The sequence below is a fragment of the Olsenella massiliensis genome (assembly GCF_001457795.1).
GTDB lineage: Bacteria > Actinomycetota > Coriobacteriia > Coriobacteriales > Atopobiaceae > Olsenella_F > Olsenella_F massiliensis.
On record NZ_LN898209.1, the window covers coordinates 110,783 to 124,589 of the forward strand.

General features: G+C 64.3%; 13 protein-coding genes and 1 CRISPR repeat array. Of the genes, 12 read left to right on the forward strand and 1 reads right to left on the reverse strand.

Features of this window, described 5'->3' with window-relative positions; translation table 11 throughout:
• Positions 1–41 precede the first annotated feature (41 nt).
• From cas7e to cas2e, 5 genes are read left to right on the forward strand one after another with little or no spacing between them, the layout of a single operon-like run.
• Positions 42–1,178, forward strand: coding sequence for a type I-E CRISPR-associated protein Cas7/Cse4/CasC (gene cas7e / locus BN3001_RS01665; protein ID WP_058270091.1), 1,137 nt, complete (start codon positions 42–44; stop codon positions 1,176–1,178).
• Positions 1,178–1,924 (forward strand): type I-E CRISPR-associated protein Cas5/CasD, encoded by a 747-nt coding sequence (gene cas5e, locus BN3001_RS01670; protein ID WP_058270092.1) that lies wholly within the window; start codon positions 1,178–1,180, stop codon positions 1,922–1,924. The genes cas7e and cas5e overlap by 1 nt, the downstream gene beginning before the upstream one ends.
• 12 nt (positions 1,925–1,936) lie before the next feature.
• Complete coding sequence (gene cas6e / locus BN3001_RS01675) at positions 1,937–2,629, forward strand: type I-E CRISPR-associated protein Cas6/Cse3/CasE (RefSeq protein WP_082629906.1); 693 nt, start codon at positions 1,937–1,939, stop codon at positions 2,627–2,629.
• A 36-nt stretch (positions 2,630–2,665) separates the two neighbouring features.
• Entirely contained in the window at positions 2,666–3,634 is a 969-nt protein-coding gene (cas1e, locus tag BN3001_RS01680) for a type I-E CRISPR-associated endonuclease Cas1e (RefSeq protein WP_058270093.1), read from the forward strand.
• Positions 3,635–4,048 (forward strand): type I-E CRISPR-associated endoribonuclease Cas2e, encoded by a 414-nt coding sequence (cas2e, locus tag BN3001_RS01685; protein ID WP_058270094.1) that lies wholly within the window; start codon positions 3,635–3,637, stop codon positions 4,046–4,048.
• A 39-nt stretch (positions 4,049–4,087) separates the two neighbouring features.
• Positions 4,088–4,984: direct repeats of the CRISPR family, unit length 28 nt; unit sequence GTGCTCCCCGCACATGCGGGGATGATCC.
• A gap of 460 nt (positions 4,985–5,444) precedes the next feature.
• Here cas2e and BN3001_RS01690 read toward each other — a convergent pair.
• The gene (locus BN3001_RS01690; protein ID WP_058270095.1) at positions 5,445–6,236 is read right to left on the reverse strand and encodes a GntR family transcriptional regulator; all 792 of its coding nucleotides are present in this window, start codon (positions 6,234–6,236) and stop codon (positions 5,445–5,447) included.
• Between the two features lie 293 nt (positions 6,237–6,529).
• Between BN3001_RS01690 and BN3001_RS01695 the strand changes: the two genes are divergently transcribed.
• The 7 genes from BN3001_RS01695 (at position 6,530) to pstB (ending at position 13,804) form a co-directional block, all read left to right on the forward strand.
• Complete coding sequence (locus BN3001_RS01695) at positions 6,530–8,440, forward strand: class I mannose-6-phosphate isomerase (RefSeq protein WP_197407438.1); 1,911 nt, start codon at positions 6,530–6,532, stop codon at positions 8,438–8,440.
• A gap of 13 nt (positions 8,441–8,453) precedes the next feature.
• Positions 8,454–9,233: a glucose-6-phosphate isomerase family protein gene (locus BN3001_RS01700; protein ID WP_058270096.1), complete on the forward strand. Its 780-nt coding sequence runs from the start codon at positions 8,454–8,456 to the stop codon at positions 9,231–9,233.
• 100 nt (positions 9,234–9,333) lie between these two features.
• Positions 9,334–9,900, forward strand: a complete 567-nt coding sequence (locus tag BN3001_RS01705; RefSeq protein WP_058270097.1) for a glucose-6-phosphate isomerase family protein — start codon at positions 9,334–9,336, stop codon at positions 9,898–9,900.
• Between the two features lie 391 nt (positions 9,901–10,291).
• Positions 10,292–11,182: a phosphate ABC transporter substrate-binding protein PstS family protein gene (locus BN3001_RS01710; protein WP_235815009.1), complete on the forward strand. Its 891-nt coding sequence runs from the start codon at positions 10,292–10,294 to the stop codon at positions 11,180–11,182.
• Positions 11,183–11,200: 18 nt separating this feature from the next.
• Positions 11,201–12,094, forward strand: coding sequence for a phosphate ABC transporter permease subunit PstC (pstC, locus tag BN3001_RS01715; RefSeq protein WP_058270099.1), 894 nt, complete (start codon positions 11,201–11,203; stop codon positions 12,092–12,094).
• A complete protein-coding gene (gene pstA / locus BN3001_RS01720; protein ID WP_058270100.1) occupies positions 12,087–12,986 on the forward strand; it encodes a phosphate ABC transporter permease PstA in 900 nt (299 codons plus the stop codon). Before pstC ends, pstA begins: the two co-directional genes overlap by 8 nt.
• Complete coding sequence (gene pstB / locus BN3001_RS01725) at positions 12,983–13,804, forward strand: phosphate ABC transporter ATP-binding protein PstB (protein WP_082629907.1); 822 nt, start codon at positions 12,983–12,985, stop codon at positions 13,802–13,804. The genes pstA and pstB overlap by 4 nt, the downstream gene beginning before the upstream one ends.
• Positions 13,805–13,807 lie beyond the last annotated feature (3 nt).

Genomic DNA, 13,807 nt, shown 5'->3' on the forward strand with positions numbered 1-13,807 from the left:
GCCTGCAATGCGGTTTTCATGTCCAAACGAGGAGGAACATCATGTTCGTTGACATCCATGTAATCCAGAACGTGCCGCCCAGCAACATCAACCGAGACGACACAGGTACGCCCAAGACCGCCGTGTTTGGCGGCGCGCTCCGTGCTCGCGTGTCAAGTCAGGCCTGGAAGCACGCCATGAGAAAAAGCTTCATGCAGTACGTCCCAGCAGATGAGCTGGGGTGTCGCACGGCCCATGCTTGCGAACTCATCGCCGAGCGCATCGTCGCGCTCGATTCCGGCCTCGCCGAGGTCGCCGATGCGTGGGCGCAGGCCGTGCTGAGCGCGGCAGGGGTGAAGACTGAGCAATCTAAGCGCAAGGGCAAGGAGATGGGCACGCAGGTCACTCAATATCTCATCTTCATCGCAGAACGAGAGTTGGACAAGCTGGCAGCCCTTGCCGTCCGTCACGCTCGTGCGGGTGAGGACGCGTCCAAGCCTCCGAAGGAGCTCAAGAAGGAGGTGTCCAAGGCGTTTCACGGCAGGCAGGCGCTCGACATAGCCCTCTTTGGCAGGATGCTTGCCGACGCCCCCGACCTCAGCACTGACGCATCGGCCCAGGTGGCCCATGCTATCTCCGTCGACAAGATCACCCAGGAGTATGACTACTTCACGGCGCTCGACGACTGTTCCGCCAATGACAACGCCGGCGCGTCCATGATCGAGTCCGTGGGCTTCAACTCCTCGACGCTGTATCGCTATGCGACGGTAAACGTTGACTCCCTCCGTGAGCAGCTGGGCGATGACCAGGCGACCGTCGTGGGCGTCGAGGCATTTGTCAAGGCGTTCGTGCGCTCCATGCCCACGGGCAAGCAGAACACCTTTGCCAACAGGACCGTCCCCAGCACCGTCATCGTGGCGCTTCGGTCCGACCAGCCCATCAATGCCTCTGCGGCGTTCGAGAAGCCCGTGCGCGCGCAGGAGGGCGCCTCAATTTCCGAACGCGCCGAGGAGCGTCTGGTCGAGCGCCTGATCAACACCGAGCGAATGTATGGTTCCAAGGCAAGGCGGACATGGATTTCCTCCATTGACGGGCAGAGTCCGAAATTGGACGAGCTGGGGGTCGTTGAGGAGCTCCCTCAGATCTTCGAAGACGTCAAGGCAGCCATCCTGGCGGAGTTGAAGGGTGACGAGCAGTAATGGGCGTCTTGATGCTCAGGCTGGCGGGACCCCTTCAGTCGTGGGGGGACTCCTCGCGCTTCACGCGCAGGACCACACGACAAGAGCCCACCAAGAGCGGTGTCGTGGGGCTTGTGGCCTCGGCGTTGGGAAGGAGTCGGGAGGAGTCCGTCGAGGACCTGGCCCTTCTCGACTTTGGCGTGAGGATTGACCAGCCGGGGCGCCTGCTCCCTGACTTTCAGACGGAGCATCCTCTGGGCGACACGAAAAAGTCCATGCCTCTCACCACCAGGTACTATCTTGCTGACGCCAAGTTCCTGGCCGCGCTCGGGGGAGACGACGAGCTGCTACGGGACATTGCGCGTGCTCTCAGGGCCCCCCGGTGGCCGCTCTTTCTGGGACGAAGGTCATGCCCGCCAGGCGAGCCGATCCTCATGGAGGCTCAGGAGTCCTACCAGGACGTGAGGGACGCGCTGTCCCGGCATCCCTGGATCGCCTCGGAGCATGAACGACGACGTGTCGGCCAGACGGAGCTGCCCGTGCTGTGCGACGCCCGGGAGGGCGAGCCGTGCACGAGCCAGGCGGACTTTCCGCTGAGCTTCTCGGGGTCGGGGCGTACGTACGCACAGAGGGCGGTCTTCCACTTTGTCGTTGATGTCGCATCCCTGCGCGCCGCGCAGGAAGGCGCGCAGGCTGACACGACGCCGGCGCGTGGGCATGGCAGGCCGCCACAGCTGGGGGATCACGACCCCATGAGTTTTGTATAGGAGGGTGTCAACGTGTACATATCCAGGGTGCCGCTTAACGTGGCACGGCCCAATACGCTCAGGCTCGTGGCCTCATCGTACTTTGTGCATGCCGCAGTGGAGCACTGCTTTCCTCCCACGGCCCGACGCCTTGACGAAAAGGGGAGGGTGCTATGGAGGATTGACGCCAACCCCAAGGACAAGGACTCGCTCTGGCTGTATGTGGTAAGCCCCGAAAGGCCCGACTTCACTCATGTCGCCGACCAGTATGGGTGGCCCGCTGCGGCGCCGGGCGAGACGAAGGACTACTCCCCGCTTCTGGGCAAGATCGCGCAGGGGCAGAGCTGGCAGTTCAGGCTCAAGGCCAATCCCACGCGCCTCGTACGGACTGACAAGGGCAAGCGTCCCAACGAGAAGGTCGTGGGCACCATTCAAGGGCATGCGACCGAGGCGCAGCAGGTTGACTGGCTGCGGCGACAGGGCAACGTCCATGGCTTTGAGCTTGCGGTGTGGGAAGATGCGATGCCTTATGTGACTGTGACCCAGAGGCGTAAGGAGCGCTTCTCGCGTCAAGGCTCCACCGTGACGATATCGACCGCCGTGTTCGACGGCGTCCTCACCGTCACCGACGCGTCGGCGTTTGCCAGGGCGCTCTGTCAGGGGGTGGGCAGGTCAAAGAGCTTTGGGTGCGGCCTGCTTACCATCGCCCCCTGGAACAGGAGATGATTGGCTCCAAGGGCGTCAATCGAGAGGTGGGATGACATGAGCCTGGGCAAGGGGGGAGCCAGGGGGACGCCCCCTCCCGACATCGTCGCGCTGGCACGAGCGGAGGACAGGCTTTCCTTCCTGTATGTTGAGCGCTGCAAGATTGGCAGGGACGAGAATGCCATCACGGTCTTTGACGCCGAGGGAGCGACGTATGTTCCCTCAGCCACCCTGTCGGTGCTCATGTTGGGTCCCGGCAGCTCCATCACGCATGACGCGATGACGGTCATCGGGGAGAGCGGGTCCACGGTCGTGTGGGTTGGCGAGCGCGGTATACGCCTGTATGCCTTTGGGAAGCCGCTCACCCACTCGTCAGCCCTGTTGCAGCGTCAGGCTGCCTTGGTCTCCAACCGCCGTGCGCGGCTTGGTGTGGCACGGCGGATGTATCAGCTGCGATTTCCTGACGAGGACGTCAGTGGGCTGACGATGCAGCAGCTCAGGGGAAGGGAGGGGGCGCGGGTTAGGAAGGTCTACCGAAACATGTCCACAGAGACGGGCGTTGAATGGAATCGCCGCGAGTACAATCCCAATGACTTTGATGACGCCTCGGAAATCAACAAGGCGCTGTCTGCGGCCCATGTCTGCCTGTATGCGCTGGCCCATTCCGTCATCGTGTCGCTCGGCTGCTCGCCAGGGCTTGGCTTTGTGCATGTGGGCCATGAGCGCTCGTTCGTCTATGACGTTGCGGACCTGTATAAGACCGAGCTCTCCATCCCTGTCGCGTTTAGGATTGCCGCGCTCAAGCCCGCAAACATTGGGTCTGCGGTGCGGCGGGGCATGAGAGACGCCGTGTATGACCTGTCGATTCTCTCCCGCATGGTCAGGGACGTCAGGTCGCTGCTCATGGGGGACGCCGCGGAGGGGGCCGTCGGGGAGAATGGGGAGGACGTCATTGCCCTTTGGGATGAGTGCGCGGGCGAGGTCCCTTCTGGACGGTCGTATGGCCGAGATTTGGAGGAGGGTTGAATGGTTGTCATAGTGCTGACCGCCTGCCCCGCAGGCCTGCGAGGTGACTTGACGAGATGGCTGCTTGAGATTTCTCCCGGCGTGTACGTGGGGCACCTCTCTGCCCGCGTTCGCGAGGAGCTTTGGAGTCGTGTGACCTCCCTGGTGAGGGAGGGAAGGGCGATGATGGTTCATTCGGCACGGAACGAGCAGCATCTGGCGTTTAGGGTCTTACGACCAGACTGGGAGCCTGTGGACTGTGAGGGTGTGACCCTGGTGTCGCGAAGGCCGGACGATGCGTACCATGGGTTTCAGGGCAAGATGAAACCCGGCTGGAGCCATGCGAGCCAATATAGAAATGCTCACAGGTTTCGTGCTCAAGGAAAGAAGAACTATTTTTTGCCAGACGAGTCAGCGGATGAGAAAGTGAACTGATAATCCGCTACGGCATGCTTGACGTGCAGGAAAATAAGCGTGCTCCCCGCACATGCGGGGATGATCCCTCGGAACTCGTGCTTCTCGTGAAGCCAGAACTTGTGCTCCCCGCACATGCGGGGATGATCCCAAGGTTGACGTGCTTGACTGGCGGTTCGGGTTCGTGCTCCCCGCACATGCGGGGATGATCCCAACAGGGCGGTAGCGAACCTGACGAACGGGTCTTGTGCTCCCCGCACATGCGGGGATGATCCCGGACTTCTACCGCCTGAGGCAGGCGGTGTCGAAGTGCTCCCCGCACATGCGGGGATGATCCTCACCGTCGAGGACGTCATGAAAGACGTGGAAGAGTGCTCCCCGCACATGCGGGGATGATCCCTTCACGCCGAAGGCCTTGGTTCCGCCGTCCATGGTGCTCCCCGCACATGCGGGGATGATCCCCCGTTGGCCGTCTTCAAGCAGACGCGACTCGCAGTGCTCCCCGCACATGCGGGGATGATCCGGCCAAGACGGTCATCATAAGCGGCTCCGACATTGTGCTCCCCGCACATGCGGGGATGATCCTGCCTCGAAGGCGCATGAGGCGACCCCGCAAGAGGTGCTCCCCGCACATGCGGGGATGATCCCCCTCAGGAATGATGCGGTCCATGCAGTCGCCCTGTGCTCCCCGCGCATGCGGGGATGATCCTCCGGGTATCCGGTTTTCAAGGTGCGCAAGGCTTGTGCTCCCCGCGCATGCGGGGATGATCCCGAAAGCTGCCCGAAGGCGATTGTCGAGGACTTCGTGCTCCCCGCGCATGCGGGGATGATCCCCTCGTGCCGGCGTCCCTGGCGCTCCGCCTGCTGGTGCTCCCCGCGCATGCGGGGATGATCCTGAGGGCGAAGCAAAAGCAGACCGAGAAGGCCTCGTGCTCCCCGCGCATGCGGGGATGATCCGCAACGTGAGGCGCTTCATATAGCAATTGAGGCCAATCCCTCCCAAATAGGTGGGTGGGAGTTGGCCTCGCCACCAATATACCCATCAGCGACACGTCGTGTCAACGTGCTCCCCGCGCATGCGGGGATGATCCGGTCGTGGCCAAAGAGCAGGTGACCGCATCCAAGTGCCCTATGATTTCCTTCCGGGCGCTCTCGGTCATGTCAGCCGCGCTGTGCTCCCCGTGTTAAGCGGCCCACCTGTCTGGGTTTCGCCAGATGATGTACGTAGGGGGCGCTTTGACGTTGGCGCCCTGCGCGCCTTTGCCGGGAAGTGGGGCGCCCCATTCATCTTCGCCTCAGCAACTCAGAATGATGTCCGTGGCCAACTGGCAAGTTAGGCGTCGTCAATGCGTATGACTTCGTCAACCAGCGCGGCGACTTCTTCAATCACATGGTGACATCGGCCATCAGAACCATTTCACGCGCTGCCCGCCCTTGCCCTGGGAATGGGACTATCTTTGCCGAAGCCGATGTAATAGCGGTAACTTTTGCCAATGTAGTAGTTCTCCGTGAGTTCGCAATAGCCGGCGCTCGTGTCGCGCGTGAGTCGCGTGCGTTTGAGCACGGGCTCCCGCCGTCCGATGCCAAGGTGCTCGCAGATGATCGCTGGGGCGCAGATGGCCTCGACGCTCTCCTGCACCAGGTGGGGTTCGATGCCTTTCCGTCGAATCATCTCATAGAGTGAGCCTTGGTACGCCTTTGGATCCAAGGTAAAGCGCTCGCACGGGGTGATGCGCGACACCATGTAGGTGAAGGGCTTCCCCGCCGTGCCTCGCAGACGTTCGAGCACCAGCAGGCTCTCGCCCTCGGGAACGTCAAGGACGCAGGAGACCAGACGGTCAGCAGGCTCCGTCCGCACTTTCGCCCAGAACGTCACGGCACTCTCGCCAAGCTCATGCACCTCGTCGGAAAAGCCCTTTACCAGCGTGAAGTGCCCGTCAAGACGACGAGTTCCGGGCCGTTGCACAAAGGTCCCACGGGCGCGGTGTCGCTCGATGAGCCCCTCGCGCACCAAGGCATCGAGCGCCTTGCGCACGGTCGTGCGACTTACGTGGTAGCGTTCGCACAGTTCGAGCTCGGGCGGGATCTGGCTGCCCACCTCCCAGCTCCCGTCTAGGATTTTGCCACGAATGGACTGCTCAACAATGGAGTAGAGCGGCGTGGTGGCTGACGTGTCGATGACGTCTCCATCACGGGGTGCGCGCGTCATGAGGCCTCCCAAATCGCCGTGCCGGTCTTCCAATACCAAACCCCGCCGTTCAAAGTGTACGTTTGAAGCCCTCTTCACAACGCTTATCTGGGCAAACGTAAAAGGTAGCCTTCGCAACGCACGCTTTGTTGCGATGTCTCCTCCAGGTCGCCCCAAGCCGTCCCGGCCATACGGCGCAAAGCCGACCTGCCCTCAGCCGGGCCTTTGTATCCTCCAGAAAGAACAGCGTCGCCCCTCCTAACCATGGGATACTTACATCATCCATTGTAATGACAATACGAAAGGGGCACGTCATGCGCAATGCGCCTCATGGAACCCTCGGCCCGACGACACATGATGCGGCCGACCCCGCCCGGCGCGCACCCAGTTCCTACGTTCAGCGTCCCAGCCTGCGCATCGAGGGGGCGACAGGGGCGGTATGCGGCCCGGGCGCCATCGTCGAGCGGCTGCGGACCCTTATCGAGCAGGCGAGCCTCGCCTCCTCGCCGCGCACCATCCTCGCGCTCGAGTGCTATCCCGGCGTCGACCTCGCCGCTCTGCGCGAGGCCATCGTCCGGCCGCTGTCGCCCGCGCTCGTGATCGACGCGGACGAGCTCATGCAGGATGCCGCCGACATCCAGGAGCGCATCGCCGACTGCGTCACCGATGATCGCGTCTTTGGCGTCATGTCCCATCACGTCATCGACGACTTTCTGGACGAGAGGCGCCTGAGCGCCGCACGCGAGCGCGCCGCCGCCGCTGAGGGCCTCGTCGTCGTGCTGGGGTTTGGCGCTACCTGCCTGGCACGTCCCGACGTCCTCGCCTACGCGGAGCTCACGCGCTGGGAGGTGCAGCTGCGCTGGCGCAGCGGCGCGCCCAACTGGAAGGCCGACAACCCTCACGAGGACCAGCTGCGTAAGTTCAAGCGCGGATACTTCTTCGAGTGGCGGGTCGCCGACCGGCTCAAGCGTCGCATCTTGCCCGACGTCGACCTGCTCATTGACGCCAACGCGCAGGATCCGTCCGGCCTCACGGCCATCCCGGGCGCCGTCTGGCGAGAGGGTCTGCGTCAGTTTGCCAGCAGGCCTTTCCGCCTTGTTCCCTACTTTGACGCGAGTCCCTGGGGCGGCACCTGGATGGAGGACCGCTTTGGCCTTGCCCCCAAAAAGGCCAACTACGGCTGGGCCTTCGACGGCGTGCCCGAGGAGAACAGCGTGATTATGGACGTGGAGGGTACGCCGGTGGAGGTTCCCGCCATGGACGTCGTGCTCTCGCAGCCCGATCTGCTGCTGGGGCCGCTCGTGCGGGCTCGCTTCGGGGCCGAGTTTCCCATTCGCTTTGACTTTTTGGACACCTGGGACGGCGGCAACCTGAGTCTGCAGGTGCATCCGCGCACGGAGTACGCCTTCGACCGCTTTGGCCTGGCCTACACTCAGGACGAGAGCTACTACATCTTTGACGCCCGCGAGGGGTCCACGGTGTACCTGGGCCTCAAGACGGGCGTGAGCAAGGGCGAATTCGTCGCCGCGCTCGAACGAGCCCAAAAGACGGGCGAAAAGCTTGACGTCGAGCGTTACGTCAACGCCATTCCGGTGTCCAGGCATGACCATGTCTCGATACCGGCGGGCACCATACATTGCTCGGGCTCCAACACGGTGGTCCTGGAGATCAGCGCCACTCCCTACATCTTTACGTTCAAGCTCTGGGACTGGGGTCGCCTGGGTCTGGACGGCAAGCCTCGGCCCATCAACATCGAGCGCGGCGCGCAGAACATCGTCGAGGGGCGCGACACCGCCTACTGCAATGAGCGCCTCGTGAACAGGATGGAGCCCGGCGAGGCGGACGCCCAGCTGGCGCCTGGCGCTCAGGGCGCCGCCTCGTTGCACGATGACGAGGGGCCCGGCACGCATACGGGCCTCAGCGAGATGGAGTTCATCGAGACCCGCCGCCTCTGGCTCGCCGACGAGCTCACGCTCGACACGCGGGGCACCGTCAACATGCTCAATCTCGTGGAGGGCAGCGCCGTGGAGGTCATGCCCCTTGGGGACGGCGCACTCTTCGCGAACGGGGCGGACGAACAGTCCCCCAAGGCGGACCCCCTGTGCGCCCACTACGGCGAGACCTTCATCGTGCCCGCGAGCGTCGGTCGCTTCCGCATCCGCAACGTGGGCAGGGGGCGCGCCGCCGTCGTGAGGGCTTGCGTCCGCAACACCGAGACACGCTAGGAGGCGCGCCAGCATGGACTTCTGTCCCGGATTTGACATCCGCCCCGACGAAACCGGCCTTTCCTTTTCCTACGGTCCCGACGTGTTTGGGCCCGTGGCCGAGCGGCGCCACCTTGATGACATCCGCATGAGCCTGCTTGACCCGGCCTGCAAGGGTCCGGTCGTTCCGTACGTCGTGGCGATGGACGTGGGCAAGGTGCGCGACCGCAGCGACCTCGTCGCGCGGAACCTCCTGTACGGCGCCATGACGTACGCGGCGGGGACCTTGGGCAGGGAGCCCGTGAGGAGCCAGGGCCACATCCACGCCGTCTCCGCGTCCTGCGGCATGTCCACGCCCGAGGTGTACGAAATCTGGGAGGGCGAGGCCATCGTTCTCATGCAGGAGACGGCCCATGAGGACCCCGGCCGCTGCCTGGCCGTTCGCGGAGGAGCGGGAGACGTCATCATCGTGCCGCCCGGCTGGGCCCACTACACCGTCAACGCCGATCCCACCCGCCGCATGTCCTTTGGGGCCTGGTGCGTGCGCGACTACGGCTTTGACTATGCCGAGATTCGCTCTCGGGGCGGTCTCGCGTACTTTCCGCTGATTGACGGCGAGGGTCACGTGACGTGGGTGGCAAACGAGCGCTACGCCCCGCGCGGGATCACGGACGTCGCGCCCCACGTCTATGTCGAGCTCGGCCTTGAGGCAGGCGTTCCCATCTATGCCCAGTACGAGCGCGATCACGGTCGCTTTGACTTCGTGGCCCGCCCCTGGCTCGCACAGGAGGTCTGGGCGGCCTTCAGGCCCTGACGCCCGCCCGACCTTCGGTCTTGTCCGCGAGCCTGGCCCACGGACGCCCGCGCCGTCCCGACCGACCGTTTGCATGCGCGCACCAGAAAGGAGATCAACCATGGACATCGTCATGCCCCCCAGCGCCATCCAGCCCCCGGGCGTCGAGCCCCTCATTGGTCCTGACGTCACGTGGAGCGAGAAGCGCGCCGTCGACCTTGCCGGCGTGTATCAGCACCCCGAGGCCCTCAAGGAGTTTGGCCCCGGCTTCGTGGCCTATAGCGTCGCGCATCAGAACTGCCATCCCGGCGACGACGAGCTCGGAAGGCTCGTGTGGGGCACCACCTACGTCAGGCCGTTCACCGTGGCAGGGGAGTGCGCCATGACCCACGGGCACTATCACCTTGACCCTCGCTGCGACGAGTACTACTTTGGCCTTGCGGGCACGGGCTTTTTGCTGCTTTGGGACGGGGCCGACGATCTGCGCGCCGAGGAGATTCGCCCGGGCTCCCTGCACTACATCGCGGGCAGGTATGCGCACCGGATCATCAACGCGGGCGACGAGGTGCTTGCCGTCGCCGCCTGCTACTTGAGCGCCACCCAGCAGGACCACCTGCGCATCGAGCGCGAGCCGTTTCCCTGCCGCTGCTTCCGTCGTGACGGCAGGATAGAGTGGGCGGCATCGTAGGACAAAGGCGGACGGCGCCATCGTAGGCGGGAGGCGGGCGTCATCGTAGGCGCACGATTCCAGGGGTGCCCCTCCGAAGGGGCGCCCCTGGCCCTCTCGGCTCGTCGGCGGGCCGTCCTTGGGGCTCCGAGGCGTCGCCTGGCCTGCGCGCCGTCGCCATCTCGCCCCCGCACGGGGCATACTTTGTAAGACGCGTGTAAGGGATGGTCACTCAACCGTAATGGCCTGCTGACGAGCGCCAAATCACCCTCCTCGGCTCACTAAGCTACAGGGTGAACAGGACCGGTGCGCCGGTCTCATCACCGAGAGGAGAGACATGCCTATCCCTACGAAGAATGCGAACCTTTCTCGCCGCAACTTTTTCCTGTTTGCCGGGTCAGCCGCAGCCGCCTTGTCCGGACTCGGACTGGTGGGTTGCTCGGGTTCGGGCGCCGCGAGCAACGGTGGCTCCACCGGCTCCGCAGACTCCTCGAGCGCCAAGAAGGTGTCGGGCAGCGTGACGGCGGTTGGCTCGACCGCGCTCCAGCCTCTCGTCGAGGCCGCTGCGGAGAAGTTCATGGAGACCAACCCCGACGTCCAGATCACCGTCCAGGGCGGCGGTTCCGGCCAGGGCATCACCCAGATCAGCCAGGGTGCCGTCCAGATCGGCAACTCCGACGTCTTTGCCGAGTCCAAGCTGAGCAACCCCGACGACGCCAAGAAGCTCATCGACAACAAGGTTGCCATCGTCGGCATGGGTCCCGTCGTCCATCCCGAGGTCTCCATCGACGACGTCACGCTTGACCAGCTCAAGGGCATCTTCACGGGCGCCATCACCAACTGGAAGGAAGTCGGCGGCCAGGACCTCGCCATCACGGTGATCAACCGCGCGTCCGGCTCGGGCACCCGTGCCACCTTCGAGGGCGCCGTCCTGGGCGGCGCCAAGGTTCCCGAGAGCTTCAAGCCCCAGGAGCAGGACTCCTCCGGCACCGTCGCAAAGATGGTCGCCGAGACCCCCGGCTCGATCAGCTACCTTGCCTTCTCCTACTTCTCCGACAAGCTCAAGGCCCTCAAGGTCGGCGGCGTCGAGCCCAAGGAGGAGACCGTCGAGACCAACGACTGGACCATCTGGGCCTACGAGCACATGTACACCTCCACCAGCCCCGACGAGGCCACGCAGGCCTTCATCGACTACATGCTCTCCGACGACGTCCAGGGCTCCCTGGTCGAGCAGACGGGCTACATCCCCGTCACGGGCATGAAGGTCACGCGCGACGCCTCTGGTAACGTCACCAAGAAATAGGAGTCATCATTGCCTGCAATGTCCAAACGGGGCATTGAGCGCAGGGGCCGGCTCATCACCGGCTCCTGCATTGCCCTAGTGGTGCTGCTCGTCGTCACGCTCATCTTCATGGTGTTCTCGCGCGGGCTCGACACCTTCTTCAAAGACGGCATCTCGCCATGGTCGTTCCTCTTTGGGACGACCTGGAACCCCCATCAGACGGGCGACGACGGGGCTGCCCTCGTGGGCGCCTTGCCCATGATCGCCGGCTCCTTTGCGGTCACCCTGCTCTCGTGTCTCATCTCCCTGCCGTTTTCGCTCGGGTCCTCGATCTTCGTGGTGGAGATAGCGCCGGGCTTTGGCAGTCGCGTCTTCAGGCCCATGATCGAGCTGCTGACCGGCATCCCCTCCGTCGTCTTTGGCGTCGTGGGCCTGACGGTGGTCGTGCCATGGATTCGTTCCTGGGCGGGCGGCACCGGATACGGCGTCCTCGCGGGCTCCATCGTGCTTGCGTTCATGATTCTGCCCACGGTGACGTCGCTCGCCACGGACGCCATCGCCGCAGTCCCGGACGCCTATCGCGACGGATCCTACGGCCTGGGCTGCACACGCTGGCAGACGATCGTGCACGTGGTGCTCCCCAGCGCCCTGCCGGGCATCCTCACGGCGGTCATCATGGGCATGACCCGCGCGTTTGGCGAGGCCCTGGCCGTGCAGATGGTGGTGGGCAACGCCGTCCAGATGCCCCGGGGGCTCTTCACGCCGGCCGCGACCCTCACGTCGGTCCTCACGATGGGAATGGGCAACGAGGCCATGGGCACCATGTACAACGACGTGCTGTGGTCGCTGGCGCTCGTGCTCCTCTTCATGAGCCTCGTCTTCATCCTCATCGTGCACCTCATCGGCAAGAAGGGGGCGGCCCGTCATGACTAGCACGCAAAGGGCCCGACTGTCCGATCACGTGGCCACGGGCATCCTCACGGCCATCGTCGCCGCCATCCTCGTGGCTCTCGTGGCCATCATCCTCTACATCCTGATCTCGGGCGCCGGCAAGGCGTTTGACATCTCGTTCCTCACGGGACGGCCCCAGCAGTTCAAGGAGGGCGGCGGCATCGGTCCCGAGCTCTTCAACTCCTTCTACCTGCTTGTGCTGACCCTGCTGATCTCGCTGCCCATATCGCTGGGCGGTGCCATCTTCCTCACGCAGTACGCGCCTCCCGGCCCGGTGACCAGCATCGCCAAGACGGCCATCGAGACGCTCTCGAGCCTGCCTTCCATCGTCGTGGGCCTCTTTGGCATGCTCACCTTCGTGCTGTCCATGGGCTGGGGCTTCTCCATCATCTCGGGTGCCCTGGCGCTCACGATGTTCAACGTGCCCATCCTCGTCCGCGTGATCCAGCAGGCGCTCGAGGCGGTCCCGCGCGACCAGCGTGACGCCGCGCTGGCCCTGGGCCTCTCGCGCTGGGAGGCGACGGTCCACATCCTGGTGCCGCGCGCCATGCCCGCCATCATCACAGGTGTGATCCTGTCGGCCGGCCGCGTCTTTGGCGAGGCTGCCGCGCTCATCTACACGGCGGGCCAGTCCGCCCCGGTGCTCGACTTCACCAACTTTGACCTCACGAGCGCCAGCTGCCCTTGGAACGTCTTCCGACCGGCGGAGACCCTCGCGGTGCACATCTGGAAAATCAACTCCGAGGGCGTGGTGCCCGACCTCGCCGCCGTCTCCACCGGCACTGCGGCCGTGCTCATGATTTGTGTTCTCGCCTTCAACATAATCGCGCGCCTTCTGGGCCGTGCCATGGAGAGGAAGGTGACGGCAGAATGACGCTCGATTCGCGCGAGGTGACACCCGAGGCCCCCGCCGCGGCGATGGGGGCCACGACGGCGGAGCCCCTGCTGTGGACCAAGGACGTGACCGTCGACTATTCGGGCAAGCGCGCCCTCAAGGGCACGTCCCTCTCGTTCGAGGCGGGCACCGTCACGGCGCTCATCGGTCCCTCCGGCTGTGGCAAGTCCACCTATCTGCGCTCCATCAACCTGATGAACCGCGAGATCGAGGGTTGCGTCATCGGGGGAGAGGTCCACTATCACGGCATCGAGGTCAACAACGCCGAAACGGACACCTACGCGCTGCGCAAGCAGATCGGCATGGTGTTTCAGCAGCCCAACCCCTTCCGCAAGTCCATCTACGAGAACGTTGCCTTCGCCCCGCGCTGCCACGGCATGACGAGGCGCTCCGAGCTTGACGAGCTCGTTCGCAAGAGTCTGAGCGCCGCCGCCATCTGGGATGAGGTCAAGGACAAGCTGGGCAAGTCCGCCCTCGCGCTGTCGGGCGGCCAGCAGCAGCGCCTCTGCATCGCGCGTACCCTGGCCATGGAGCCCGACGTCGTCCTCATGGACGAGCCATGCTCGGCCCTGGACCCCATCGCCACCTTCGCCATCGAGGAGACCATTCGCGACATGGCGGAGCGCGGCATCTGCGTGGTCATCGTCACGCATAACATGGAGCAGGCGGGTCGCGTGGCCGACCGCACGGCGTTCTTCCTGCTGGGTGACATGATAGAGTGCGGACCTACCGCCGAGCTCTTCGAGAGGCCCAAGGACAAGCGCCTCGAAGACTATCTGACGGGGAGGTTTGGCTAATGG

Bases quoted from the DNA above. Each gene is read 5' to 3' on its own strand.
- cas7e (WP_058270091.1), top strand. From the start codon at position 42: ATGTTCGTTGACATCCATGTAATCCAGAACGTGCCGCCCAGCAACATC.
- cas5e (WP_058270092.1), top strand. From the start codon at position 1,178: ATGGGCGTCTTGATGCTCAGGCTGGCGGGACCCCTTCAGTCGTGGGGG.
- cas1e (WP_058270093.1), top strand. From the start codon at position 2,666: ATGAGCCTGGGCAAGGGGGGAGCCAGGGGGACGCCCCCTCCCGACATC.
- cas2e (WP_058270094.1), top strand. From the start codon at position 3,635: ATGGTTGTCATAGTGCTGACCGCCTGCCCCGCAGGCCTGCGAGGTGAC.
- BN3001_RS01690 (WP_058270095.1), bottom strand. From the start codon at position 6,236: ATGACGCGCGCACCCCGTGATGGAGACGTCATCGACACGTCAGCCACC.
- BN3001_RS01695 (WP_197407438.1), top strand. From the start codon at position 6,530: ATGCGCAATGCGCCTCATGGAACCCTCGGCCCGACGACACATGATGCG.
- BN3001_RS01700 (WP_058270096.1), top strand. From the start codon at position 8,454: ATGGACTTCTGTCCCGGATTTGACATCCGCCCCGACGAAACCGGCCTT.
- BN3001_RS01705 (WP_058270097.1), top strand. From the start codon at position 9,334: ATGGACATCGTCATGCCCCCCAGCGCCATCCAGCCCCCGGGCGTCGAG.
- pstC (WP_058270099.1), top strand. From the start codon at position 11,201: ATGTCCAAACGGGGCATTGAGCGCAGGGGCCGGCTCATCACCGGCTCC.
- pstA (WP_058270100.1), top strand. From the start codon at position 12,087: ATGACTAGCACGCAAAGGGCCCGACTGTCCGATCACGTGGCCACGGGC.
- pstB (WP_082629907.1), top strand. From the start codon at position 12,983: ATGACGCTCGATTCGCGCGAGGTGACACCCGAGGCCCCCGCCGCGGCG.